This window comes from Nitratireductor sp. PBL-C9, assembly GCF_050877045.1.
Classification (GTDB): Bacteria; Pseudomonadota; Alphaproteobacteria; order Rhizobiales; family Rhizobiaceae; genus Nitratireductor; species Nitratireductor aquimarinus.
Genome location: NZ_JBPAXW010000006.1, coordinates 287,143 through 309,050, shown reverse-complemented (window position 1 = coordinate 309,050; position 21,908 = coordinate 287,143). Strand labels below are relative to the sequence as shown.

Sequence of the window (21,908 nt, the reverse complement as noted above, 5' to 3'; positions counted from 1 at the left end):
TGACTGCTTTCCGGCCAGGTTGTTCACATGAGCAACCTGGCCGAAACACTTTATGCCGACCCTGATGTCGCGCAGTTCTATGATTATCGCGGGGCAGCGCGCCCCGACCTCGCATTCTGCAGGAAACTCGCCAGCGATGCCCACTCGGTTCTCGATCTTGGCTGCGGAACAGGCGAGCTGGCCACTCAGCTGGCCGACAACCATCGTTTTGTAGGAATTGATCCCGCAGGGGCAATGCTCGACATTGCACGCGGTCGCCGTAATGATCCGTTGGTGGAGTGGATCGAGGGCGATGCCCGCACAATCCGGCTGGCCGAACGTTTCGATCTGATTGTCCTGACCGGCCATACGTTTCAGGTTTTCCTTACCGAGGCCGATCAGCGAGCGGTCATTGAGACCATCGCCAAACACCTGAAACCCGGTGGCCGCTTTATCTTCGACAGTCGCAATCCGGACTTCCCGGGTGGGAAAACCCGCACGAAGGAAGAGACACTGCGCCGTTTCACACATCCCAAGCATGGTGAGGTCGAGGCGTGGAACGAGTCCGTTTTCGATGATGAGACACAGATACTCAGCTATCGAAACAGCTACCGGGTGCTGAAGAGTGGCGAGGTCCACACGGCAACGGCGCGCATTCGCTATACGCCGAAGAACACTCTTGCGGCACTGCTGGATGACTGCGGGCTAACGGTCGACCGCTGGCTTGGGGACTGGACCGGCAGGCCGCTCGAGCCAGCGTCGAGAGAGATCATCCCGCTTGGGCGCAACACGGCATCGTAGCCCGTTGAGGGCGCTGCGGGATGGTCCGGGCTCAACGCCGCGCCGGGCACCCTCGCCCTTCGACAGGCTCAGGATGAGGGTTACTGCGGTGTCGGGTGCCAATCCAGCGGCTAATGCATCCGGCGGATCAGTGTTTGGCAGACGTCCCAATAACCCTCATCCTGAGCCTGTCGAAGGGCGAGGGTGCCTGGCGCGGACTGAGACGCCGCCTATCCCTTACACCACCTCCCATGGCAGCAGCCTTTCGCAGCCGGGTTGACAGCACCCGAACATCCCGCGCTAATCGCCACAAGGTTGTGGAGGACGTTTCAGATGGATCCGGCATTCCTGCTCACGGCGCTTGTCGTTGTGCTGATTCCCGGCACCGGCGTGATTTACACGCTGGCGATTGCGCTTGGTCGAGGCAGCCCCGCTTCGGTTTCGGCGGCATTCGGGTGCACGCTCGGCATCCTGCCGCACATCGCAGCCGCAATTCTCGGCATCGCCGCGCTGCTGCATGCCAGCGCCATGCTTTTCCAGATCGTCAAATTCGCCGGCGTGCTCTACCTGCTCTGGATGGCATGGGGCGCGCTGAAGGAAAACGGCATGCTTGATGCAGAGCCAGACCGCACGGCGATTGCACATCGCGCCATCATCCGGCGCGGTTTTCTCATCAACATTCTGAATCCGAAACTGTCGATCTTCTTTCTGGCGTTCCTGCCCCAGTTCATCCCTGCTGAAAGCACCCTTCCCGCGCTCGACATGGCGTGGCTCGGCTTTGTCTTCATGGTCATGACGTTCGTGGTCTTCGTGCTCTATGGGCAGATGGCGTCGCTGGTGCGCGGCAGGGTTCTGTCGAGCCCGACGATCATGAAATGGCTGCGCCGCTCCTTCGCGGCAGCCTTTGCGGCGCTGGGACTGCGCCTCGCCCTTTCGACAAGGTAGACAGATGGAACTCTCCGCTCTCGTCATCTTCGCCGGCGCGCTTCTGGTTGCTGCCGGCACGCCCGGCCCCAGCATCGCCGCCCTCGTGGCCCGTGTGATCACGCGCGGCTGGGGCGATGTCCTGCCCTTCATGGTGGCGATGTGGATCGGCGAAGCGGTGTGGCTTTCCTTCGCGATTTTCGGCCTCGCGGTTCTCGCCGAAAGCTTCCACCTGGCGTTCTCGGTCATCAAATATGCGGGCGCGGCCTATCTGCTTTATCTCGCATGGAAGATGTGGACCGCGCCGGTGACGAACCCGGACGACGCCGTACCCGACGCGCAATCGGGCGGGCGGCTGTTCTTCGCCGGTCTGGCGGTCACGCTTGGCAACCCCAAGATCATGATGTTCTACGTCTCGCTGCTGCCCACGATCATTGATCTGGCTTCGGTGACCCTGATGGGCTGGGCAGAGCTGACACTGACCATGCTGCTCGTGCTGCTGGTGGTGGACGCGGGCTGGATCGTCGCGGCGGCGCAGGCCCGAAAGCTGCTCAGGAGCCCGCGCGCCATGCGCATCGCCAACCGTACAAGCGCATCGCTGATGGCAAGTGCAGCAGCAGCCATCGCGGCGCGGTAGGGCGTTCGGCGCTCAGACATTCAGGGCCGCGTTTCCCTGCAACGGTGAACCGTTCTAGGGTCAGGACCCTAGACGTCAGCGCCAATCCACTCGATCCAGCGGCCATGGAAGTCGCAGCGCGCCAGATCGCGGCGCGTTCCTTCCGGCCACAGGGTGAGCGAAACGCGCGCGAAGGGCTCCTTCATGTCGGACGGCTCCATGCGCAGCCAGGCGATGGGCGCCCCGCCGGCGTGCCCCGCTTTTTCCAGCGCGCCCTCGATGCGGGACTGCGTTTCGAACGGCAGATATTGCCACATGATCGAGTGAAACAGCACCAGCACCCGGTCGGGTTTGCGCATGGCAAGCGCCGCCTCGACAAAATCGGCCGCATCCGCCTTTTCCAGCGAGAGAGAAGCGCCATCCGCAAGGCTGATCGCCGCGACCAGACGTTCGAGCCGCGCCGCCTGATCGGCCCAGACATAGGAGGTGAGGCGCAGGCGCTCGCTCTCCAGCGAAACATCGATGGGGGCGATGTCACTGCCCCCGCGCGAGGCGATTTCGAGCCTGCCGGAAAGGTCGGGCGCAGCGCCCCGCATTTCCGGCGCGAGCTTTATCGGTGAGGCGGCATCGCCCCAGATGCTCTCGCCGTAACAATAGTGGAACCGGTCGAACAGAAGGTTCAATCCCGCGCTCGATCCGATCTCACGAAGGTCAAGCGGAAGGCCGGTTTCGCGGGCAATCGTGAGGAAGCCCGGCAGGAGCATGGCCGAGCGGGCGATCTCATTGGTCTGCGGCGCGCTGTCCAGAGTGGCGCAGAGCCGTGCATCATGGCGTGCAATGGTGCCGGCGACAGCCGCGCCAACGGCATCACGCGAGGCCGTTCCGGGTGGATAGACGCCGGCTAACTCCGCGTCCTCTCCCGCCAGAACCAGCGCATGAAGCCCGCCGCAAAGCCGCAGCGCCAGCGCATCTTCGCCGGGCGCTCCGGACCAGTCGAGCACGCGCGCGCCGGTTCTCGTGTTGCGATCCAGAATTTCAGGCAGGAGCCGGCACAGCTGGGCGGTGAAGGGGGAGCCCATACGGTCGCAGGCCTCGGCCTGCTTTTCGAAATGTGCGCTGATCCGGCTTTCCATGCAGTTCTCCTTCAAAGTTTGAAGGAGAGGCTAGCATGCGTCGTCCGAGAGTTTTGTTGCAGCGCAGCATTTTTTCTGGACCAGCCAACTGGCACAGAAAAATCAGCCTGCCGGGCGCTCCGCCAGAAGCTTTTCGATCTCGGGCATCAGGTCGTTCTGCACGCTTTCGGGCGTGAAGGGGCCGACATGCTTGTAGCGGATCCTGCCTTCCGGCCCGACGAGAAAGGTTTCCGGCACGCCATAGACACCCCAGTCGATGGCCGCGCGGCCATTCTGGTCCACGCCGATTGCATCATAGGGATTGCCGAGATCACCGAGAAAGCGGCGGGCGTTTTCCGGCTTGTCCTTGTAGTTCAAACCGGCGATGACGAAACGCCCGTCTCTGGCCAGCTCCATCAACAGCGGATGCTCCTGCCGGCAGGGCAGGCACCAGGAGCCCCAGACATTCACCAGCGTGATCTTGCCTGCAAAGGCGTTAGAGGAAAGTCCCGGCAGGGACATGCCCTCAAGCGGCGGCAGATCCGTCTGCGGCGCATCGCGGCCGATCAGCGCCGAAGGCACGAGCGAGGTGTCCCGCCCGGAAAAAAGCTGCATGAGGAAAACGGCGGCCAGCGCCAGGAAGACCAGAAGCGGCAGCAGAAACAGCAACCGCCGCGAACGGTTGGACTTTTCGCCGGTAACGCTCATTTCTTCTCTGCCTTGCGCTCGGAACGGCGGCGAACGCCGCGCTCTTCGAGTTCCCTGAGTTCGCGCTTGCGGCCTGCCTGATCGATCAGGATCCAGAGGCAGAGCCCCGCAATCACCAGTGCCGAAATACCATAAGCGGCGAACACATAACCTGCGTGGGTCATCGCGCTGCCCTTTCTGCCGCGCGCGCCGAAAGCCTGCGCATGGCGATCACACGCCGACGCCAGATCTCCGCACGCATGGCCATCAGGTGAAGCGTGAGAAGCACGAGCGTGAAACCAAGCGCGCAGACGAGCAGCGGCCAAAGAAGCGACGTGTGGATGGTGGGACCATCGAGACGGAACACGGATGCCGGCTGATGCAGCGTGTTCCACCAGTCCACCGAGAACTTGATGATCGGGATGTTGACGAAGCCGACAAGCGTGAGGATCGCGGCGGCCCGCGCCGAACGGCCGGGATCGTCCATCGCCCGCGTCAGGGCGATGATGCCGAGATACATCAGGAACAGGATGAAAACGGAGGTTAGCCGCGCGTCCCAGACCCACCACGTGCCCCACATGGGCTTGCCCCAGACGGAGCCGGTGAACAGCGCCAGCGCAGTGAAGGCCGCGCCGATGGGAGCGGCGGACTTGAGCGCCACATCCGCGAGCGGATGCTTCCACACAAGCGTGCCAAGCGCGGACGCCGCCATGAGCGAGTAGCAGAACATGGCGAGCCAGGCGAATGGCACATGGATGTACATGATCCGCACCGTGATGCCCTGCTGATAATCCTCGGGCGCGGTGAAGGCCATGTAGAAGCCTGCCGCAAGCACCGCCAGCGCCGTGCCGCCAAGCCAGGGCACGAGCGTGTCTGCCAGCGCGAGAAAGCGCGTGGGATTGGCGAGCGCCGTCAGGCGACCGGAGAGCGTGGAGGCTTGCGGGGTGGCGTTTGTCATGCCTGAACCCATAGCGTCGAGTGTCCTGTTCCGCAATCGAATCGATTGCCGCACATCAATCGCCGCCCCACCGCAGTGCGAGCGAGGCGGCCAGCGGCCCGATGACCGCAAAAAACAGCATCAGCGCGGCAAGAATGAGGAAGGGCGGCAAAAACGGGTCCGGATCGGCAACCGCGCCGCGCGCCGCCGCCACGCCGAAGATCAGAACCGGGATGGTGAGCGGCAGAACCAGAACCGAGACCAGAAGCCCGCCCCGTGGCAGCGCCACGGCAAGGGCCGCGCCCACCGCGCCGATGAAGGTGATGGCGGGCGTGCCGACGGCCAGCGTCGCGGTCGCGGCCAGAATGCCCACCGGTTCGACATTCATGAAGAGGCCGAGCAGCGGCGTCACCACCACCAGCGGCAGGACGTTCACCGTCCAGTGCGCGAGGCACTTCACGAACACGGTCAGCGCCGTCATGTGGCGGTTGTCGGCGAGAAGCATGAGATCAAGCGAGCCGTCTTCGCGATCAGCCTGGAACAGGCGCTCAAGCCCGAGCAGGCCCGCAAGCAGCGCGCCGATCCACAGGATGGCCGGGCCGATCCGCGCCAGAAGGTTGAGGTCCGGTCCCACGCCGAAGGGGATGACGGCTACCACGGCGAGGAAGAAAAGGACACCGGTGAGCGCCCCGTTTCCGGTGCGCACGCCGATCTGCAGCTCGCGGCGGAAAAGCGCTAGCATGACTGGAAAAGCTCCTGACCGGGTGTGGGGCCGAGAGCGCCTGACAGCCGCGCGGCGTCAAACGTCCTCATGCCTGAACCTGCCCCATGCGCAATTCGCGCGCGCCGGTCAAGCCGAGCGGCAGATGGGTGGCGGCCACGATCAGCCCGCCATCTTCCAGATGCACGCCCATCAGTTCGGCAAATTGGGCTTCAGACGCCTTGTCGAGGCCGGAAGTGGGTTCATCCAGAAGCCAGACCGGCCGGTAGCTGACGAGAAGCCGGGCAATGGAGGCGCGCCGGCGCTGGCCGGTGGAGAGATAGCCGAAGGGCAGATGGCCGATATCACCGAGCCCGACCATTTCCAGCGCTTCGAAGGGCGAAAGATGCGGATGCCCCAGAAAGTCCTGCCAGAAGCGCAGATTCTCTTCGACGCCAAGTTCCGCCTTCATGGCATTGCGGTGACCGAGATAGTGGCAGGCCGCACCGGCATCGGGAAATTCGTCGCCACCGCAGGAAAACGACACCGCGCCCTCCGCCATGGGCAAAAGGCCGCAGAGCACCCGGAGTAATGTCGACTTTCCCGCGCCGTTCGGCCCGGTCACCGTCAGCGCCTCGCCGGCTTCGAGTACGAAGGATATGCCGGAGAACACGGTTTCACCGCCCCGCTCGCCACTCACGTTTTCGGCGACGAGCCGCATCATGTCTTCATCCTTCAGCAAGGGTGTATTCCTGATTTTTTCACGACGCGGCAGATTTGCCGTTTCCCACTCTAGAACTCTTCTACAAAATTCTCTATATCCGCCTCAACCACGCCAGCGGTCGGCGTGTAACTCTTTGTGCCGATACCCCGCGCGCGCGCCGCCTTGAACGGCCGGGACGCTTGGGGGCGGACAGCGGAAATGACCGTACCCGCACCTTTTGCGCGTGATGCCTCGAGGAGTCCGTTCCCGTTTCGGATAGCAGAACAGGATAGGATCGCCCGTGACCAAATCACTTGACAGTTTCAATTGCCGCCGCACCCTCCAGGTTGGGGATGCAGAGTATGTTTATTTCGACCTCAAAGAGGCCGAAAAGAACGGTCTTGAAGGCATTTCTCGCCTGCCCTTCTCGATGAAGGTGCTGCTCGAGAACCTGCTGCGCAACGAGGACGGACGCTCGGTCACCAAGTCCGACATCGAAGCAGTCGCAGCATGGCTCGACGACCGCGGCACGGCCGGCCACGAGATCGCCTACCGCCCGGCCCGCGTGCTGATGCAGGACTTCACCGGCGTTCCCGCCGTGGTCGATCTGGCAGCCATGCGCGACGCCATGGTGTCGCTCGGCGGCGACCCGCAGAAGATCAACCCGCTGGTGCCCGTCGATCTGGTCATCGACCACTCGGTCATCGTCGACGAGTTCGGTACGCCGAAGGCATTCGACCGCAACGTGGAACTCGAGTATGCGCGCAATGGCGAGCGTTACCGCTTCCTCAAATGGGGTCAGAACGCGTTCAAGAACTTCCGCGTCGTTCCGCCCGGCACCGGCATCTGCCACCAGGTGAACCTCGAATATCTCGGCCAGACCGTCTGGACGAAGGAAGAGGACGGCAAGACGATTGCCTATCCGGACACCTGCGTGGGCACCGATTCGCACACCACGATGATCAACGGCCTGGGCGTCCTCGGCTGGGGCGTGGGCGGCATCGAGGCAGAGGCGGCCATGCTCGGCCAGCCGGTCTCCATGCTCCTGCCGGAAGTCATCGGCTTCAAGCTGACCGGCAAGCTGAAAGAAGGCGTGACGGCAACCGACCTGGTGCTGACCGTCGTGCAGATGCTCCGCAAGAAGGGCGTTGTCGGCAAGTTCGTCGAGTTCTTCGGCGAAGGCCTCGACCACCTCACGCTGGCGGACGCCGCAACCATCGGCAATATGGGCCCGGAATACGGCGCGACCTGCGGCTTCTTCCCGGTTGATTCGGAAACGCTGAACTACCTCAACGTCTCCGGCCGCTCCAAGGAGCGTATCGCGCTCGTGGAAGCATACTCCAAGGCGCAGGGCATGTTCCGCGAGACGGGCACCGAGCATCCGGTGTTCACCGACACGCTCGAGCTCGACCTCGGCGAAGTCGTGCCGTCCATGGCCGGCCCGAAGCGTCCGGAAGGCCGCATTCCGCTCGAGAACATCGCATCCGGCTTCGCCGAATCGCTCGAGAAGGAATACAAGAAAGACCCGTCCACGCTGGAACAGCGCTGGCAGGTTGAAGGCGAGGATTACGACCTCGGCCATGGTGACGTGGCGATTGCCGCCATCACCTCCTGCACCAACACCTCGAACCCGAGCGTGCTGATCGGCGCCGGCCTTCTGGCCCGCAACGCCAACCGCCTGGGCCTCAAGCAGAAGCCCTGGGTGAAGACGTCGCTCGCCCCCGGCTCGCAGGTGGTTGCCGAGTATCTGGAGAATGCCGGCCTGCAGAAGGAGCTCGACCAGATCGGCTTCAACCTCGTCGGCTTCGGCTGCACGACCTGCATCGGCAACTCCGGCCCGCTTCCGGCCCCGGTCTCCAAGACCATCAACGACAAGGGCCTGATCGCTGCTGGCGTTCTCTCCGGCAACCGCAACTTCGAAGGCCGTATTTCGCCTGACGTGCAGGCCAACTACCTGGCCTCGCCGCCGCTGGTCGTCGCCTATGCGCTCGCCGGCTCGGTGACCAAGGACCTGACGAAGGAACCGATCGGTCAGGACAAGGACGGCAATGACGTCTTCCTGAAGGACATCTGGCCCTCCAACCAGGAGATCCAGGAGTTCATCCAGAAGAACGTTACCCGCGACCTGTTCGAGAAGAAGTACGCAGAGGTCTTCAAGGGCGACGAGAACTGGCAGGCCGTGCAGGTGCCGGAAGGCGAGACCTACGCATGGGACGACACGTCGACCTATGTTCAGAACCCGCCCTACTTCGCCGGCATGACCAAGTCGACCGGCAAGGTGACGGACATCGAGGGTGCGCGTATTCTCGGCCTGTTCGGCGACAAGATCACCACCGACCACATCTCGCCGGCCGGTTCCATCAAGGCACAGTCGCCCGCCGGCAAGTACCTGATGGACAATGGCGTGGGCGTTGTCGACTTCAACCAGTACGGCACGCGTCGCGGCAACCATGAAGTCATGATGCGCGGCACCTTCGCCAACATCCGCATCCGCAACCACATGCTGGGCGAGAACGGCACCGAGGGCGGCTACACGATCCACTATCCTTCCAAGGAAGAGATGTCGATCTATGACGCAGCCATGGAATACCGCAAGGAAGGTGTTCCGCTGGTGGTGTTCGCCGGTGGCGAATACGGCAATGGCTCCTCGCGCGACTGGGCTGCCAAGGGCACGAACCTGCTCGGCGTCCGCGCCGTGATCGCAGAGAGCTACGAGCGCATCCACCGCTCCAACCTGGTGGGCATGGGCGTCATCCCGTTCGTCTTCGCTGAAGAGACGAGCTGGGAGAAGCTTGGCCTGAAGGGCGACGAGACGGTGAGCATCGAGGGTCTTGAGACGCTCAAGCCCCGCGCCAAGGTCAACGCCAAGGTCACCTTTGCCGATGGTTCGGTGAAAGAGGTTCCGCTGCTCTGCCGCATCGATACGCTCGACGAGCTCGAGTACTTCAAGAATGGCGGCATCCTGCAGTACGTGCTGCGCGACCTGGCTGCATAATCCAGGTCTGCCACCTGCCTGAGACAGACCGTCGGCGGAAACGCCGGCGGTCTTTTTTGTTTCCGGCTGCATTTCCTCACCGGAACGTGACTTCTTGTTGAGCCCGCCCGCCACCTATAGTGCCTGAAAACAGGATCGGGTTCAGTTTCCGAACGGAGTACAGATGACTTGGCTCACCACGCGCCGCCAGCTGCTGGCGGCGGTTGCAGGCTTCTACGCCCTTACCGGCATTGCCGGCGCCCAGGAGATGGCGCGCCCGGTCGGTGTGGTCGAGCTGTTCACCAGTCAGGGCTGCAGCTCCTGCCCGCCAGCGGATGCGCTGCTCAGCGAACTGGCGGAAAGGGATGACGTGATCTCCCTCGCCTATCACGTCGATTACTGGGACTATCTGGGCTGGCGCGATGCGCTTGGCAGCGCCGCGAACACCGCGCGGCAGAAGAACTACGCGCGCTCTCTCCAGAAAGCCTCCGTCTACACGCCACAGATGATCGTGAATGGCCGCACCGACATGAACGGTGCGGACCGGAGCAGGGTCACCGCATCGCTCGACAGCATGGCCGGCACGCCGGACGGGCTACAGGTGGATCTGTCGCTTCAGGACAGGGGCGACACCATTCTCGTCGAAGTCGGCGCATTTCGCGGCGACGCGGGCAACGAGCTGCTCGACGCGCATCTGGTCTTTGTCGACTTTGCGCCACGCGCGACGGTGGAGATACGCGCCGGAGAGAACCGGGGCCGCACCATCGAATATCGCAACGCGGTGAACCAGATCCAGACAATCGGCATGTGGGACGGAACGGCCAAGAGCTTCGAAATGCCCAAGAGCGAGCTGGTGAAGAAAGGCAATGGCTGCGCGCTGCTTCTCCAGCGCGTCGACAGGGAAGGAAGGCCGGGCGCCATCCTCGGCGCTGTCGCAATCACCCCGTGAACCAAAAGCATGGGCACCCCATGAACCAAGCATGGGCACCCCGTAAGCCAATCCCGTAAGTCAAAAAACCCGGTGGTCCCAAAAGAAAAACCGGTGCTGAATCATTCAGCACCGGTTTTGATCTTTTGGGACCGTTGCCCGGCTCGGAGATCCGAGTTGGTTCGATCCGGTCATGACCCCGAGGGCGGGGGGGCTTGGGGTTTTCGGGATCCGTGTCCGGACCGAACCGTCTCAGGCAACGGTCGGATCGTCGCGGCACAATGGGGCGTGAGCTTGGACAAAATGTGTCGAGAAAAAGGCACGTCATCACCAATTCCGACAAACGGTCCCGATTTGTGACTACCGGCTAACGATAGTGGCTTGCAGGTTCACAAAACATGCGTCGGCAAAATGTCGGGGATGATCTAACCACTCCGAATATAGCACGGCATCAAGAAAGGTTAACAGGCTTTTCCAACCTATCCCGCGCGGCCTGAGCATCGGACCGAGACAGTGGAGACCGGTTTTTCGGTTGCCCCGATGCCTCTGGTCAGTCTGGATCGTAAGCCGGGAAGGAATGCAGGGCTTGCATTTCCGGCTATGGCGGGCGAACCTTTCGTGTCACCAAATCGTCATGAGGTTTAGCCAATGAGCGATTACGGCAGCGCCGGGGAGGATAGGGACAGCTCCGGGATACTGATCCCGCTGCATGAAGAGCGCCGTGCGCGCTCCAGCCTTCCCGTAACCTTCGACCGGCGCGAACTGGACCAGATTCTTCGCATCTACGGGCGCATGGTCGCCGCCGGGGAGTGGCGCGATTATGCAATCGACCACCTGAAGGACCGGGCCATCTTCTCCGTTTTCCGGCGCACCAGTGAAGTGCCCCTTTTCCAGATCGTGAAAGACCCCAAGCTCACGCGCAAGCAGGGCGCATACAGTGTGGTTGCGGCCACCGGCGCGATCCTGAAGCGCGGGCACGAACTGACGCGGGTGCTCGCCGTGTTCGACAAGAAGCTCAAGCTGGTCACCTGAGCAAAGCCGGCTGGAGCATCGCTGGTCTGGATCGCCTTTGTGCGTCCGCCCGGACGCATGGCCGTCTGCCCCCCCGGTCTGCCACCCCTTGGTCTGCCCCCTTGGGTCAGCCCCCCCTTGGGTCAGCCCACAGTCTCACCGCGAAACAGCCGCTCGGGGAGCGATTGAGGATCGGGTGGCGTGTTCGTTCCCCCATTCAGCGTGCGCTGCATGAACACCGTGTCGAGCCAGCGGCCATGCTTGAACCCACTGCCGCGCAGCACCCCTGCATCCTCGAACCCCATGGCCCGGTGCAGCTTGACCGAAGCGCTGGTTTCCGAGCCATCGCCAATGACCGCAACGATCTGGCGGAACCCGCACTGCGTGCATGCCTCGACCAGCGCTTCGAGCAGAGTGCGGCCGATACCGCGCCCCTGCGCCTGCGGGTCGAGATAGACGGAATCCTCCACCATGAAGCGATAGGCGCGGCGCGGGCGAAACGGCCCCGCATAGGCATAGCCAAGCAGCACGCCCTCCTCCTCCGCCACCAGATAGGGATAGCCGCTGCCGAGGAGCGCGCTCATGCGCTCACGCATCCCGGCCTCGCCCGGCGGATCAAGCTCGTAGCTGGCCGTGCCTTCGTTCACGGCATGGGCGTAGATGCGGGTGATGGCGGGCGCGTCATCGAGACTGGCGGGGCGGATGGTGAGCGGCATGGAGCAAAAACGCCTTTTGGGAAACCGGATCAAAGAAAAGGGCGGCCCGAGAGCCGCCCTTTCGTATCGTCGTTCAAAGTCCTGCGCCCGCTACTCGCGATTGCCGAGGAACTGCAGCATGAACATGAACAGGTTGATGAAGTCGAGGTAGAGACGCAGGGCGCCCATGATTGCCTTGCGGCCGGACACGGTGGCGTCGTCGCCCTCGTAGTACATCTCCTTGATCTGCTGGGTGTCGTAAGCCGTGAGGCCGGCGAACACCAGCACACCGATCACCGAGATGGCGAACTGCAGCGCGGACGAGCCGAGGAAGATGTTCACGATCGAGGCAATGATGATGCCGATCAGACCCATGAACAGGAACGAGCCCATGCCCGAGAGGTCACGCTTGGTCGTGTAACCCCAGAGCGACAGCGCGCCGAACGATGCGGCGGTGATGAAGAAGGTGCGGACGATGCTCTCACCCGTGTAGACGAGAAAGATCGTCGACAGGGAAAGACCCACGAGGCCCGAATAGACCCAGAATGTCGTCTGCGCAGCCGCGACACTCATGTTCTGAATGCGGAAGCTGAGGAAGAACACCAGCGCGAGCGGTGCGAGGATGACAACCCAGCGAAAGGCGCTGGCGTAGATGAGCTGGCCGAATGCGGTCAGCTGGCCATCCGCGATGGCGAGATTGAATGCACCAAAGGCTGCAAGACCGGTGATGGCCAGGCCAAGCGCCATAAGGTTGTAGACGCGAATCATGTAGGCGCGCAGGCCCTCGTCGATGGCCGCGTCCGCGCGTACGCCGGGCGTTGCGCGGGCCTGATAGTTACGAAGGTCAGCCATAATTATCCCTTTCTGGCTTTAATCCCGTCGGGTGACGGCCATACGACCGTGCGCCGCTGGCGGGATACCAGCATGCGTAATGCAAATATGATGTCAGTTTAAGCTGACGACAAGACCTGAAACGCCCAGAAATGCAGATGCGGCAACACTTCGCGGGCAAAAAAAGCGCTTCCCCGGCGGCACGGTTAACGCTTTTTCATGCCTGAGGCTGTCGGAGACGGCCCCAAGGCCGCCCCGCTGTTTCAGAGTCTCTCGCTTTAGAGATTGCGCAGAACCGGAGCCGCCTTGTGCCCAAGCACCCGCCAGGTGCCGACCAGGCCGAAGCCGACGGTCAGGACGAGCGCGACCGCAATGGTGGTCAAAGCCACCTCCGGCAGGAAGCTCGATGGCAGGCCCATGACCTGCGCAACAACGAACCATGCCGCGACACCGCCGGCAAGCAGCGCGAACACCGCTGTCGCCAGACCGATCAGCAGATATTCGAGCGAGAAGGCCGCGATCAGCGTGCGCCGTGTCGCACCCAGCGTCTTCAGCACCACCGCATCATGCACCCGCGCCCGGTTTCCGGCCGCCAGCGCACCCGAAAGCACCAGAACCGAGGCGATCAGCGCCACGGCGGCGGCGGCGCGAATGGCGGTCGCCAGCTGCTCGACCAGCCGGTTCACCACATCGAGCGCATCCTTGACCCGCACCGTGGTCACGGTCGGGAAGCTGCGCGTGACAGCGTTGAGGATCTGTGATTCGTCGGCCTGCGTTGCCTCGGCATCCGTCAGCGTGGCGAGCCATGCATGCGGCGCACCGGCAAACGTGTTGGGCGAGAACACCATCACGAAATTGATGGCGAGCGATTCCCACTCGACCGCGCGGAAATTGGCGATCCGCGCCGTGACATCGCGACCCAGCACGTTGACGGTGATCGTATCGCCGATCTTGAGCCCGAGCTCGCCGCCCTCCTCCGCCGTGAAGGAAACCAGCGGCTCGCCTTCATAATCGGCCGGCCACCATTCGCCCTGGGTCAGGGTGGAATTTTCCGGTGCGTTGCGGGCATAGGTGATGCCGCGATCGCCGCGCAGCACCCAGCCGCCCTCCGGCGGGATCTCCATGTCGCGCACATTGACGCCATTGAGCGCCGTGATGCGGCCACGCAGCATGGGCACCTGGATCAGCTTGCCGTCGGGCGCCTGCTCGTTCACCAGATCGGCGAAGGCTTCCACCTCACCACTCTGGATATCGACGAAGAAGAAGTTCGGCGCGACCTCCGGCAGATTGCCGGTAATTTGCCGGCGCAGATTGCCGTCGATCAGCGCCAGCGTGGCGAGCAGCGTCAGGCCAAGCCCCAGCGAGAGAACGACCGAGGGCGTGAGCGCGCCGGGGCGATGGATGTTGCCAAGCGCCAGACGCAAGGGGGTGGACGCAACACGCGGACTGCGGCGCGCCAGCCACTCGATGCCGAGCGCCACCACGCGCAGCACGATGAAGGCAAACACCGTCGCACCGACGAACACCGCCGCCATGCGCCGGTCATCGGAGAACCAGATGGCGAAACCGGCGAGCGAGGCAGCGATGGCCATGGACAGGAGGATGTAGACGGGGCGCGGCCAGCCACGACCATCGACACCCATTTCGCGGAACAGCGCCGTCGCCGGCACATCGCGCGCACGACCAAGCGGCATCAGCGCGAAGACCAGCGTGATCATGACGCCGAACAGCGCCGCCACGGCCAGTGCTGCCGGATAGAACCCGCCCGTGGCCGGCACCGGCAACACGCTGGAAAGCACGGCCGATGCACCGAACGGCATCAGCGCGCCGATCACCAGACCGGCAAGAATGCCGATCCCGGCGATCATCAGGATCTGCACCAGATAGACCGTGAAGACGAACGCGCCCGATGCGCCGAGGCTCTTGAAGGTGGCGATGACGGCGCGCTTGCTGTCGAGATAGGCGCGCACGGCATTGGCCACGCCAACACCACCGACCACCAGCGCCGTCAGGCCCACCAGGGTGAGGAACTGCGAGAACCGCTCAATGTTGCGGGAAAGCGAGGGCGCGGCATTGCTGCGTGTGCGGATGCTCCAGCCGGCCTCGGGGAACTCTGCACCGGCCTGCGCCTGCGCGGCCTCCAGCGCACCGGCATCGGTGTCGCCGACAAGCCGCACCTTGTAGACATGCTCGACCAGACTGCCGGGCTGGATGAGGCCCGTCGCTTCCAGCGCATCAAGCGAGATCATCAGCCGTGGCGCGAAACCGAAACCGTCCGAGACAGCATCGGGCTCGGTGGTCAAAACGGCCCGCAGCTCGATCGGCTGGCCGCCGAGCATAATGCGGTCGCCGGGCGCAATGCCGAGACGTTCAAACAGCAATGCCGGAGCGGCAGCGCCGAATGCACCATCCACTGCGGCAAAGAGATCGTCATGCGAAAGCTGCGGCTCGGTCACGCGCTCGCCATAGAGCGGGTATAGGCCGTCCACCGCCTTGACCTCGACCAGCGTTTGATCGGAACCGTCGGGCAAACGGGCCATGGAGCGCATGTTTGCGCTTTCGGAAACATCGCCGAAACCGGTGAGGAACGCGCGCTCATCTTCACCCGCGCGGCGCTGGTTCAGCTCGAAGCGCAGATCGGCGGCGAGCAGAGACTGCCCCTCCGTCTCCACCGCCCCGGTGATCGCGCGGGCGACCGAATTGACGCCGCCAATCGCGCCGACACCCAGCGCGATACAGGCAAGGAAGATGAAGAAGCCGGACAGGCCGCCGCGCATTTCACGCAGGGAAAAACGGAAGGCAAGGCGCAGGGTTCGGCCAAAACTCATGTCGCCGGCCCTCATGCCATTGCAGCCTTTTCGGCCTCGGCTGCTGGCTCGATGCGGCCCGAGCGCATCGCCACCTGGCGTTCGCAGCGGGCGGCAAGGGCCGGGTCATGCGTGACGAGCACCAGCGATGTGCCGCGTTCGCTCGCCTTGGCAAACAGCATGTCGGCAATCTGCCGGCCCGTCGCCTGGTCAAGATTGCCCGTGGGTTCGTCGGCAATCAGGATGGCAGGTCCGGGGGCCAGCGCACGCGCAATCGCCACGCGCTGCTGTTCGCCGCCGGAGAGCTCGCCGGGATAATGCGTAAGGCGCTGCGAGAGACCGACAGCGGCCAGCTCTTCCTCCGCCGCGCCGAACGGGTCGGGATGGCCCGCCAGTTCCAGCGGCACGGCCACATTTTCGAGCGCCGTCATGTTGGGAATGAGGTGGAAGGACTGGAAGACGATGCCGATGGAGCGGCCGCGAAAGGCGGCGATGGCGTCTTCACTGAGCCCGTTGATCTGCGTTCCGCCCACACGCACCGTGCCGCCATCAATGCGCTCCAGCCCGGCGATGACCATCAGAAGCGTTGATTTTCCAGAGCCGGACGGGCCGACGATGGCGGTCGAGCGGCCACGCTCCACCGACAGGCTGACCCCTTTGAGAACATGGACCGAGGAAGCGCCCTCACCCAGCGTCAGCGACACATTCTCAAGTTCGATCACGGCTTCTGTCACGGAAAAGATATCCTATATTGGGAAAAAATGGCGCTGGGATCGTACAATTGCACGGTTTCGGCAAATATGGGTTATCCCGCATGGCATTCAAATTTTTTCGATCTTTCGGCCAGTTCACAAAAATTTCATCGGCCACAGCGGCTGTGACGCTCGCGCTTGTCACGGCTCCCGCAGCGCTTGCAAACCAGGTCGAAATCGTCGGTTTCGGCGACAGCCTCATGGCCGGCTACAACCTTGCGCCGGGGGAATCCTTTCCCGAACAGCTCGAGGATGCGCTGAAGGCGGAAGGCTATGCGGTGAAGGTGGCCAATGCCGGCGTTTCCGGCGACACGAGCAGCGGCGGGCTTTCGCGGCTCGAATGGTCCATCCCCGAGAGCACCGACATCGTGATCCTGGAACTCGGCGCAAACGACATGCTGCGCGGCATCCCGCCGGCCTCGACGGAAGAGAACCTCGACCGGATGATCGCCAAGCTGGATGAGCGCGGCCAGCGGGTTGTTCTGGCGGGCATGATGGCCGCGCCCAATCTGGGCGAGGACTACGCGTCCGCCTTCAACCCGATCTTCAAACGGCTGGCCGAGAAGCATGACGTAACGCTTATCCCCTTCTTTCTCGACGGCGTGGCGGCGGAACAGTCACTGCTTCTGGAAGACGGAATGCACCCGAACCCACAAGGGGTTAGGCGCATGGTCGAACGCATGCTGCCAACCATTCGCGATGTGATCGAAGCGCATCAGGAAGACGACGCCTAAAAAGCGCGGCAAAAACCGCTTGCCGAGACTGGCGATCAGTGATTCGCTGATGGCGACAGTTCGATTCGAGGAGGTTGCCATGCCGCGACTTTTCACCGCCCTCGAGATCCCGCGTGACGCGGCTTTGTCGTTGTCACTCCTGCGCGGGGGTCTTCCAGGAGCTCGCTGGATCGACGTCGAAAACTATCACCTGACATTGCGTTTCTTCGGCGATGTGGAAGGCCATACGGCCGACGAGATCGCCAATGCGCTAGATCGGGTTCGGCGTCCCTCTTTCACCATGAAGCTCTCCGGCGTCGGCGCCTTCGGACAGAAGAAGCCGCACTCCATCTGGGCCGGCGTTTCCGCCTCGCCGGATCTCTACGCCCTGCAGGGCGAGATAGAGAGCATCTGCCGGCGACTGCGACTGCCGCCCGATCCCCGCAAATTCACGCCGCATGTGACGCTCGCCCGCCTCAAGAACGCCAATCCGCATGAGGTGGCGCACTATCTTTCGGCGCGCGGCAATTTCGCTTCGGTGCCGTTCACCGTGGGGCGTTTCGTGCTGATGTCGTCACGCGCTTCCGTCGGCGGCGGCCCCTATGTGATCGAAGAGGCCTGGCCGCTGGTCGGCGCGGACTATGACCGTCGGTCGAGCCTGGACAACAGCGCTTCCGAGGCTTCGCGGATCGTCTGGTAGACGGACGCGAAACCGTCATCGCCCCCGTAATAGGGGTCGGGAATGTCGATCATGCGCCCGCCCGCATAATCGAGAAAGAGATGAACCCTGTCCGCCGCTCCGGCAGGCGCGCGCTCGCGCAGGGTGCGGACATTGCTGCGGTCCATGCCGAGCAGCAGGTCGAAGCGGTCGAAATCCTCCGCCACCACCTGACGCGCCCGCTGGCTGGTGATGTCGACGCCGAAATCACGGGCAATCGCCACCGAGCGCGGATCGGGCGCATTGCCCGCATGCCAGGCGCCGGTGCCGGCCGAATCGATGAGAAACGCATCCTCCCTGCCCTTTTCCGCAACGACGCTGCGAAACACGCCTTCGGCAAGCGGCGAACGGCAGATATTGCCGAGGCAGACAAAGAGGATCGATGTGCGGGGCTTTGCGTTCATGCTCATGGCGCTATCATCCGGAAGTGACACTCCACACAGGCGATACCATGGAGAGACGCGATGACAAGACCAAAGCTCGATCCGACGGCACTGGAAGAGGCCCTTGAAAAGCTCGAGGGCTGGGAACTGGCCGAGGATGGCGCGTCAATCCAGAAGCGGTTCGTCTTTGCGGATTTCTCCGAGGCCTTTGCCTTCATGACCCGCGCGGCGCTGGCGGCGGAGAAGCTCAATCACCATCCCGACTGGTCGAACGTGTACAAAACCGTGGACGTGGTGCTTTCCACCCATGACGCCGACGGGCTGACCGAGCTGGACCTGAAGCTTGCCGCCGCCATGAACCGTTTTGCCCGGACTTGAGGCGTTTTAGGGCGGCTCAAAACGGGCAAACATTGAATTTCGCCACGCATCTCCCACATTTCTGCAATCAGGAGACGCTATGGACGACGTGAAAATCGGCGAAATTCTCGAACCGGTCGAGCCGCGCGAAAACCGCAGGCGCGAAGAGCGTGTGCGCGCAAAATTCTGGCGCACGATGAAGAAGGCCGCCCGCCAGGTGCCCTTCATGGAAGAGATTGTCGCCGGCTATTACTGCGCGCTCGATCAGGACACGCCACCGCGTGTGCGCGGCATCCTGCTGGCGGCGCTCGCCTATTTCGTGTTGCCGCTGGACGTGGTGCCGGATTTCCTGCTCGGCTTCGGTTTCACCGATGACGTGGCGGTTCTCGCCGCTGCGCTCAACGCCGTGCGCCGTCATATTACGCCGGCTCACACTTATGCCGCGCGGAAGGCGCTCTCCGAGACCGGGTTCGACGCATAACCAGTCAAAATCTTGCCTCTTTCATTCGTTTCAACCGATAACGAAGGGGTGTTCGGCAGTTGTCGCACCAATTGTGTGATGACGGATCGGGGTTTAGCGCATGCAGAATTCGTCAATTCGCTTCACGCTTTGGTAACCCAGATTAAGTAAAAATGAAGTGATCTAGAGAGAGGCTACCCGGCCTCGAAACACTGGCAAAAAAGACGGTCAAGACGATGCGCGTACTGATTTCGACACTGATGCTCATTTGCGGAATGGCGGCAGCGAGCCCTGCACTGGCCCAGGCTACGGCGGTGGGGCAGCATCGCGATTGGGGCGTTTACAGCTACCAGTCCGGCAACGGCAAGGTGTGTTACGCCATGAGCGTGCCGAAAGCGAAGCAGCCGGCCAGCCTGGACCATGGCGACATTTTCTTCTTTGTGAGCCAGAAGCCCGGCCAGAACGTTGCCTCCGAGCCCCAGTTCATTGCCGCCTACAATTTCCAGACGGGCTCCAAGGTGATTGTCACCGTCGGCAACAAGAGCTTCACCATGTTCACCAAGGGCCAGTCGGCCTGGCTCGAGAATGCAGCGGAAGAGCCGCAGCTCATCGCGGCCATGAAGGGTGGCTCCGACATGAAGGTCGCGGCCAAGTCCGGTCGTGGCAACGACACCAGCTACACCTTCTCGCTGAGCGGTGTGACGGCTGCGATCAACGCCACGCAGAACTGCAAATAGCATCCTGCAAAACGAGGCTGCCGACCACCAGAGGTGACGGCAGCCTTCAGGCGTGCTATGAGCGCGGCAAATGAAGGGCAGCCCCGTCATTCGGAGAGCGCTGCCCGCAACCGTTTCAAGAACGCCATGGCAATGACACTCGATCTATCGACGCCCGAGGGGCGCGCTGAGCTGCGCCCCGCCGCAACCGCCGAAAAGCAGCCGCTGATCGGCCTTTCGCGCGAACAACTCGCTGAAGCGCTTCTCCCGCTCGGCGTGCCGGAAAGGCAGGCGCGCATGCGCGTGCGCCAGCTCTGGCACTGGCTTTATGTGCGCGGCGTGTCGGACTTCTCGCAGATGTTCAACATCTCGAAGGACCTGCGCACCAAGCTCGATGAGCACTTCACCATTGCGCGCCCGGAGATCATCGAAGAGCAGATCTCGCAGGACGGCACCCGCAAATGGCTGATGCGCTTTCCGCCGCGCGGCGCAGGGCGCCCGGTGGATGTGGAAACGGTCTACATTCCCGAAGAAGGCCGCGGCACGCTGTGCGTTTCCAGCCAGGTGGGCTGCACGCTGACCTGTTCCTTCTGCCACACCGGCACCCAGAAGCTGGTGCGCAACCTGACGCCGGGCGAAATTCTCGACCAGCTTCTGGTGGCGCGCGACAGGCTCGGCGATTTCCCCGAAGCCGATACGCCCGATGGCGCGATCGTGCCGGCCGAAGGCCGCAAGGTCACCAACATCGTCATGATGGGCATGGGCGAGCCGCTCTACAATTTCGAGAATGTGAAACAGGCCCTGCTGATCGCCTCCGATGGCGAAGGCCTGTCGCTCTCCAAGCGCCGCATCACGCTTTCCACCTCAGGCGTGGTTCCCGAGATTTACCGCACCGGCGAAGAGATCGGCGTGATGCTCGCAATCTCGCTGCATGCGATCCGCGACGAGCTGCGCAACGAGCTGGTGCCGATCAACAAGAAGTATCCGCTCAAGGAGCTGCTCGACGCCTGCCGCGCCTATCCCGGCCTGTCGAACGCACGCCGCATCACCTTCGAATATGTGATGCTGAAGGGCGTCAACGATTCGCTCGACGATGCGCGCGAGCTCGTGCGGCTGTTGAAGGGCATTCCTGCCAAGATCAACCTGATCCCCTTCAACCCATGGCCGGGCAGCGATTACGAATGCTCCGACTGGGAGCAGATCGAAGAGTTCGCGGATCTGGTCAACAAGGCCGGCTACGCCTCCCCCATTCGCACCCCGCGCGGTCGTGACATCCTCGCGGCCTGCGGCCAGCTCAAATCCGCTTCCGAGCGCATGAAGAAAGCCGACCGGCTGAAGCTTGAAGCGATGATGATCGCCGGCCACGGCGAGTAGGACCAAACCACCTTCAAACAAAAACGCCGGCGCGCGATCTGCGAGCCGGCGTTTTTGTTTGTCTGGTTTCCCCGATCAGCGGGCCTGCGCGGTCAGGATCTTCAGCGCAAAGGCCGAGAAGACGCCGGCAAAGAGATAATCGACCACGCGGGTGACGCGCGGGCTCTTTTTCAGGAACTTCGAAAAACTGTCTGCCGCAATCACCATCGGCGCAACGATGGGGAGCGCAAGCGGGATGAACAGCAGCCCCAGAAAGAACAGCTTGCCCGGCGCATCCGGATCGTTGGCCGAAACGAACTGCGGCAGGAAGGTCATGAAGAACAGGATGATCTTCGGGTTCAGGAGATTGATGCCGAGCCCCGTGGCCCAGTTCTTCAGGAGCGAACGGCCCGAACCGCCCTTGTTGTCCGGCGTGAAGGCCGAGCCCTTGCGGATTGCCTGAACGGCAAGCCAGATCAGATAGCCAGCGCCAAACACCTTGAGCGCAAGGAACGCCTCCGGCGAGGCGACGATCAACGCCGAGAGCCCCAGCGCCACGAGCGCCGTATGGATCATGATGCCGGTCATGGCGCCGAACATGCAGGCAAAGCCCGCTGCACGGCCCTGGCTGAGCGCACGACCGACAAAAAGGGTCATGTCCGGCCCCGGCGTGATGGAGATCACAAAGGTGGCCAGCGCGAACTGAACAATGGTGGCGAAATCCGGGATGAAGGTCATGGGAAGCTTCCGGCACGGGTTGAAGTGCCGGAAG

General features: G+C 62.9%; 24 protein-coding genes. 12 read left to right on the top strand and 12 right to left on the bottom strand.

Features of this window, described 5'->3' with window-relative positions; translation table 11 throughout:
* Nucleotides 1-27 precede the first annotated feature (27 nt).
* The 3 genes from ACRTG1_RS15005 (at nucleotide 28) to ACRTG1_RS14995 (ending at nucleotide 2,320) form a co-directional block, all read left to right on the top strand.
* Nucleotides 28-780 (top strand): class I SAM-dependent methyltransferase, encoded by a 753-nt coding sequence (locus ACRTG1_RS15005; protein WP_432516488.1) that lies wholly within the window; start codon nucleotides 28-30, stop codon nucleotides 778-780.
* Between the two features lie 312 nt (nucleotides 781-1,092).
* On the top strand, nucleotides 1,093-1,704 hold the full coding sequence (locus ACRTG1_RS15000) for a LysE family translocator (RefSeq protein WP_113153535.1): 612 nt from the start codon (nucleotides 1,093-1,095) through the stop codon (nucleotides 1,702-1,704).
* Nucleotides 1,705-1,708: 4 nt separating this feature from the next.
* Complete coding sequence (locus ACRTG1_RS14995) at nucleotides 1,709-2,320, top strand: LysE family translocator (protein WP_432516487.1); 612 nt, start codon at nucleotides 1,709-1,711, stop codon at nucleotides 2,318-2,320.
* A gap of 68 nt (nucleotides 2,321-2,388) precedes the next feature.
* On the opposite strand, the gene ACRTG1_RS14990 is transcribed toward ACRTG1_RS14995, so the two are convergent.
* From ACRTG1_RS14990 to ccmA, 6 genes are all read right to left on the bottom strand, one after another.
* A complete protein-coding gene (locus ACRTG1_RS14990; protein WP_432516486.1) occupies nucleotides 2,389-3,432 on the bottom strand; it encodes a DUF2332 domain-containing protein in 1,044 nt (347 codons plus the stop codon).
* A 102-nt stretch (nucleotides 3,433-3,534) separates the two neighbouring features.
* Nucleotides 3,535-4,119: a DsbE family thiol:disulfide interchange protein gene (locus ACRTG1_RS14985; protein WP_113153538.1), complete on the bottom strand. Its 585-nt coding sequence runs from the start codon at nucleotides 4,117-4,119 to the stop codon at nucleotides 3,535-3,537.
* Nucleotides 4,116-4,283 carry a heme exporter protein CcmD gene (gene ccmD, locus ACRTG1_RS14980; RefSeq protein ID WP_206545631.1) on the bottom strand — a complete coding sequence of 56 codons (168 nt, stop codon included), beginning with the start codon at nucleotides 4,281-4,283 and terminating at the stop codon, nucleotides 4,116-4,118. Before ccmD ends, ACRTG1_RS14985 begins: the two co-directional genes overlap by 4 nt.
* Complete coding sequence (locus ACRTG1_RS14975; protein ID WP_113153540.1) at nucleotides 4,280-5,068, bottom strand: heme ABC transporter permease; 789 nt, start codon at nucleotides 5,066-5,068, stop codon at nucleotides 4,280-4,282. The genes ccmD and ACRTG1_RS14975 overlap by 4 nt, the downstream gene beginning before the upstream one ends.
* A 43-nt stretch (nucleotides 5,069-5,111) precedes the next feature.
* Nucleotides 5,112-5,777, bottom strand: coding sequence for a heme exporter protein CcmB (ccmB, locus tag ACRTG1_RS14970; RefSeq protein ID WP_113153541.1), 666 nt, complete (start codon nucleotides 5,775-5,777; stop codon nucleotides 5,112-5,114).
* 67 nt (nucleotides 5,778-5,844) lie between these two features.
* Nucleotides 5,845-6,456 carry a heme ABC exporter ATP-binding protein CcmA gene (ccmA, locus tag ACRTG1_RS14965; RefSeq protein WP_432516496.1) on the bottom strand — a complete coding sequence of 204 codons (612 nt, stop codon included), beginning with the start codon at nucleotides 6,454-6,456 and terminating at the stop codon, nucleotides 5,845-5,847.
* Nucleotides 6,457-6,739: 283 nt separating this feature from the next.
* On the opposite strand from ccmA, the gene acnA reads away from it, so the two are divergent.
* From acnA to ACRTG1_RS14950, 3 genes are all read left to right on the top strand, one after another.
* Nucleotides 6,740-9,433: an aconitate hydratase AcnA gene (acnA, locus tag ACRTG1_RS14960; protein WP_206545629.1), complete on the top strand. Its 2,694-nt coding sequence runs from the start codon at nucleotides 6,740-6,742 to the stop codon at nucleotides 9,431-9,433.
* Nucleotides 9,434-9,596: 163 nt separating this feature from the next.
* Entirely contained in the window at nucleotides 9,597-10,361 is a 765-nt protein-coding gene (locus ACRTG1_RS14955; protein ID WP_113153543.1) for a DUF1223 domain-containing protein, read from the top strand.
* 627 nt (nucleotides 10,362-10,988) lie between these two features.
* Nucleotides 10,989-11,372, top strand: a complete 384-nt coding sequence (locus ACRTG1_RS14950; protein WP_113153544.1) for a DUF2794 domain-containing protein — start codon at nucleotides 10,989-10,991, stop codon at nucleotides 11,370-11,372.
* A gap of 122 nt (nucleotides 11,373-11,494) precedes the next feature.
* Here the strand turns inward: ACRTG1_RS14950 and ACRTG1_RS14945 are convergent, their stop codons facing one another.
* The 4 genes from ACRTG1_RS14945 to ACRTG1_RS14930 all read right to left on the bottom strand — a co-directional run bounded on the left by ACRTG1_RS14945 (nucleotide 11,495) and on the right by ACRTG1_RS14930 (nucleotide 16,418).
* Nucleotides 11,495-12,067 carry a GNAT family N-acetyltransferase gene (locus ACRTG1_RS14945; RefSeq protein WP_432516485.1) on the bottom strand — a complete coding sequence of 191 codons (573 nt, stop codon included), beginning with the start codon at nucleotides 12,065-12,067 and terminating at the stop codon, nucleotides 11,495-11,497.
* Nucleotides 12,068-12,157: 90 nt separating this feature from the next.
* Nucleotides 12,158-12,898: a Bax inhibitor-1/YccA family protein gene (locus ACRTG1_RS14940; RefSeq protein WP_113153546.1), complete on the bottom strand. Its 741-nt coding sequence runs from the start codon at nucleotides 12,896-12,898 to the stop codon at nucleotides 12,158-12,160.
* A gap of 257 nt (nucleotides 12,899-13,155) precedes the next feature.
* Entirely contained in the window at nucleotides 13,156-15,705 is a 2,550-nt protein-coding gene (locus ACRTG1_RS14935) for an ABC transporter permease (protein WP_432516484.1), read from the bottom strand.
* 11 nt (nucleotides 15,706-15,716) lie between these two features.
* Nucleotides 15,717-16,418 (bottom strand): ABC transporter ATP-binding protein, encoded by a 702-nt coding sequence (locus ACRTG1_RS14930; protein WP_113153547.1) that lies wholly within the window; start codon nucleotides 16,416-16,418, stop codon nucleotides 15,717-15,719.
* A gap of 80 nt (nucleotides 16,419-16,498) precedes the next feature.
* On the opposite strand from ACRTG1_RS14930, the gene ACRTG1_RS14925 reads away from it, so the two are divergent.
* Both ACRTG1_RS14925 and thpR read left to right on the top strand, forming a co-directional pair.
* On the top strand, nucleotides 16,499-17,170 hold the full coding sequence (locus ACRTG1_RS14925) for an arylesterase (protein ID WP_432516483.1): 672 nt from the start codon (nucleotides 16,499-16,501) through the stop codon (nucleotides 17,168-17,170).
* 79 nt (nucleotides 17,171-17,249) lie between these two features.
* On the top strand, nucleotides 17,250-17,849 hold the full coding sequence (gene thpR, locus ACRTG1_RS14920; protein ID WP_432516482.1) for an RNA 2',3'-cyclic phosphodiesterase: 600 nt from the start codon (nucleotides 17,250-17,252) through the stop codon (nucleotides 17,847-17,849).
* Here thpR and ACRTG1_RS14915 read toward each other — a convergent pair.
* Nucleotides 17,789-18,271: a low molecular weight protein-tyrosine-phosphatase gene (locus ACRTG1_RS14915; protein WP_432516495.1), complete on the bottom strand. Its 483-nt coding sequence runs from the start codon at nucleotides 18,269-18,271 to the stop codon at nucleotides 17,789-17,791. The genes thpR and ACRTG1_RS14915 overlap by 61 nt on opposite strands.
* Nucleotides 18,272-18,331: 60 nt before the next feature.
* Between ACRTG1_RS14915 and ACRTG1_RS14910 the strand changes: the two genes are divergently transcribed.
* The 4 genes from ACRTG1_RS14910 to rlmN all read left to right on the top strand — a co-directional run bounded on the left by ACRTG1_RS14910 (nucleotide 18,332) and on the right by rlmN (nucleotide 21,157).
* Nucleotides 18,332-18,628 carry a 4a-hydroxytetrahydrobiopterin dehydratase gene (locus ACRTG1_RS14910; protein ID WP_113153549.1) on the top strand — a complete coding sequence of 99 codons (297 nt, stop codon included), beginning with the start codon at nucleotides 18,332-18,334 and terminating at the stop codon, nucleotides 18,626-18,628.
* Nucleotides 18,629-18,707: 79 nt separating this feature from the next.
* Complete coding sequence (locus ACRTG1_RS14905) at nucleotides 18,708-19,088, top strand: YkvA family protein (RefSeq protein ID WP_113153550.1); 381 nt, start codon at nucleotides 18,708-18,710, stop codon at nucleotides 19,086-19,088.
* 215 nt (nucleotides 19,089-19,303) lie between these two features.
* A complete protein-coding gene (locus tag ACRTG1_RS14900) occupies nucleotides 19,304-19,804 on the top strand; it encodes an invasion associated locus B family protein (protein WP_113153551.1) in 501 nt (166 codons plus the stop codon).
* Between the two features lie 132 nt (nucleotides 19,805-19,936).
* Nucleotides 19,937-21,157 carry a 23S rRNA (adenine(2503)-C(2))-methyltransferase RlmN gene (rlmN, locus tag ACRTG1_RS14895; RefSeq protein ID WP_432516481.1) on the top strand — a complete coding sequence of 407 codons (1,221 nt, stop codon included), beginning with the start codon at nucleotides 19,937-19,939 and terminating at the stop codon, nucleotides 21,155-21,157.
* Between the two features lie 75 nt (nucleotides 21,158-21,232).
* Here rlmN and ACRTG1_RS14890 read toward each other — a convergent pair whose 3' ends face one another.
* On the bottom strand, nucleotides 21,233-21,874 hold the full coding sequence (locus ACRTG1_RS14890; RefSeq protein ID WP_113153552.1) for a LysE family translocator: 642 nt from the start codon (nucleotides 21,872-21,874) through the stop codon (nucleotides 21,233-21,235).
* Nucleotides 21,875-21,908: the final 34 nt, after the last annotated feature.

Bases quoted from the DNA above. Each gene is read 5' to 3' on its own strand.
- ACRTG1_RS14910 (WP_113153549.1), top strand. From the start codon at position 18,332: ATGACAAGACCAAAGCTCGATCCGACGGCACTGGAAGAGGCCCTTGAA.
- thpR (WP_432516482.1), top strand. From the start codon at position 17,250: ATGCCGCGACTTTTCACCGCCCTCGAGATCCCGCGTGACGCGGCTTTG.
- ccmA (WP_432516496.1), bottom strand. From the start codon at position 6,456: ATGCGGCTCGTCGCCGAAAACGTGAGTGGCGAGCGGGGCGGTGAAACC.
- ccmB (WP_113153541.1), bottom strand. From the start codon at position 5,777: ATGCTAGCGCTTTTCCGCCGCGAGCTGCAGATCGGCGTGCGCACCGGA.
- ACRTG1_RS14985 (WP_113153538.1), bottom strand. From the start codon at position 4,119: ATGAGCGTTACCGGCGAAAAGTCCAACCGTTCGCGGCGGTTGCTGTTT.
- ACRTG1_RS14935 (WP_432516484.1), bottom strand. From the start codon at position 15,705: ATGAGTTTTGGCCGAACCCTGCGCCTTGCCTTCCGTTTTTCCCTGCGT.
- ACRTG1_RS14950 (WP_113153544.1), top strand. From the start codon at position 10,989: ATGAGCGATTACGGCAGCGCCGGGGAGGATAGGGACAGCTCCGGGATA.
- ACRTG1_RS14900 (WP_113153551.1), top strand. From the start codon at position 19,304: ATGCGCGTACTGATTTCGACACTGATGCTCATTTGCGGAATGGCGGCA.
- ACRTG1_RS14905 (WP_113153550.1), top strand. From the start codon at position 18,708: ATGGACGACGTGAAAATCGGCGAAATTCTCGAACCGGTCGAGCCGCGC.
- ACRTG1_RS14955 (WP_113153543.1), top strand. From the start codon at position 9,597: ATGACTTGGCTCACCACGCGCCGCCAGCTGCTGGCGGCGGTTGCAGGC.
- ACRTG1_RS14945 (WP_432516485.1), bottom strand. From the start codon at position 12,067: ATGCCGCTCACCATCCGCCCCGCCAGTCTCGATGACGCGCCCGCCATC.
- ACRTG1_RS14925 (WP_432516483.1), top strand. From the start codon at position 16,499: ATGGCATTCAAATTTTTTCGATCTTTCGGCCAGTTCACAAAAATTTCA.
- ACRTG1_RS14975 (WP_113153540.1), bottom strand. From the start codon at position 5,068: ATGGGTTCAGGCATGACAAACGCCACCCCGCAAGCCTCCACGCTCTCC.
- ccmD (WP_206545631.1), bottom strand. From the start codon at position 4,283: ATGACCCACGCAGGTTATGTGTTCGCCGCTTATGGTATTTCGGCACTG.
- ACRTG1_RS15005 (WP_432516488.1), top strand. From the start codon at position 28: ATGAGCAACCTGGCCGAAACACTTTATGCCGACCCTGATGTCGCGCAG.
- rlmN (WP_432516481.1), top strand. From the start codon at position 19,937: ATGACACTCGATCTATCGACGCCCGAGGGGCGCGCTGAGCTGCGCCCC.
- ACRTG1_RS14995 (WP_432516487.1), top strand. From the start codon at position 1,709: ATGGAACTCTCCGCTCTCGTCATCTTCGCCGGCGCGCTTCTGGTTGCT.
- ACRTG1_RS14915 (WP_432516495.1), bottom strand. From the start codon at position 18,271: ATGAACGCAAAGCCCCGCACATCGATCCTCTTTGTCTGCCTCGGCAAT.
- ACRTG1_RS14990 (WP_432516486.1), bottom strand. From the start codon at position 3,432: ATGGAAAGCCGGATCAGCGCACATTTCGAAAAGCAGGCCGAGGCCTGC.
- ACRTG1_RS15000 (WP_113153535.1), top strand. From the start codon at position 1,093: ATGGATCCGGCATTCCTGCTCACGGCGCTTGTCGTTGTGCTGATTCCC.
- ACRTG1_RS14940 (WP_113153546.1), bottom strand. From the start codon at position 12,898: ATGGCTGACCTTCGTAACTATCAGGCCCGCGCAACGCCCGGCGTACGC.
- ACRTG1_RS14890 (WP_113153552.1), bottom strand. From the start codon at position 21,874: ATGACCTTCATCCCGGATTTCGCCACCATTGTTCAGTTCGCGCTGGCC.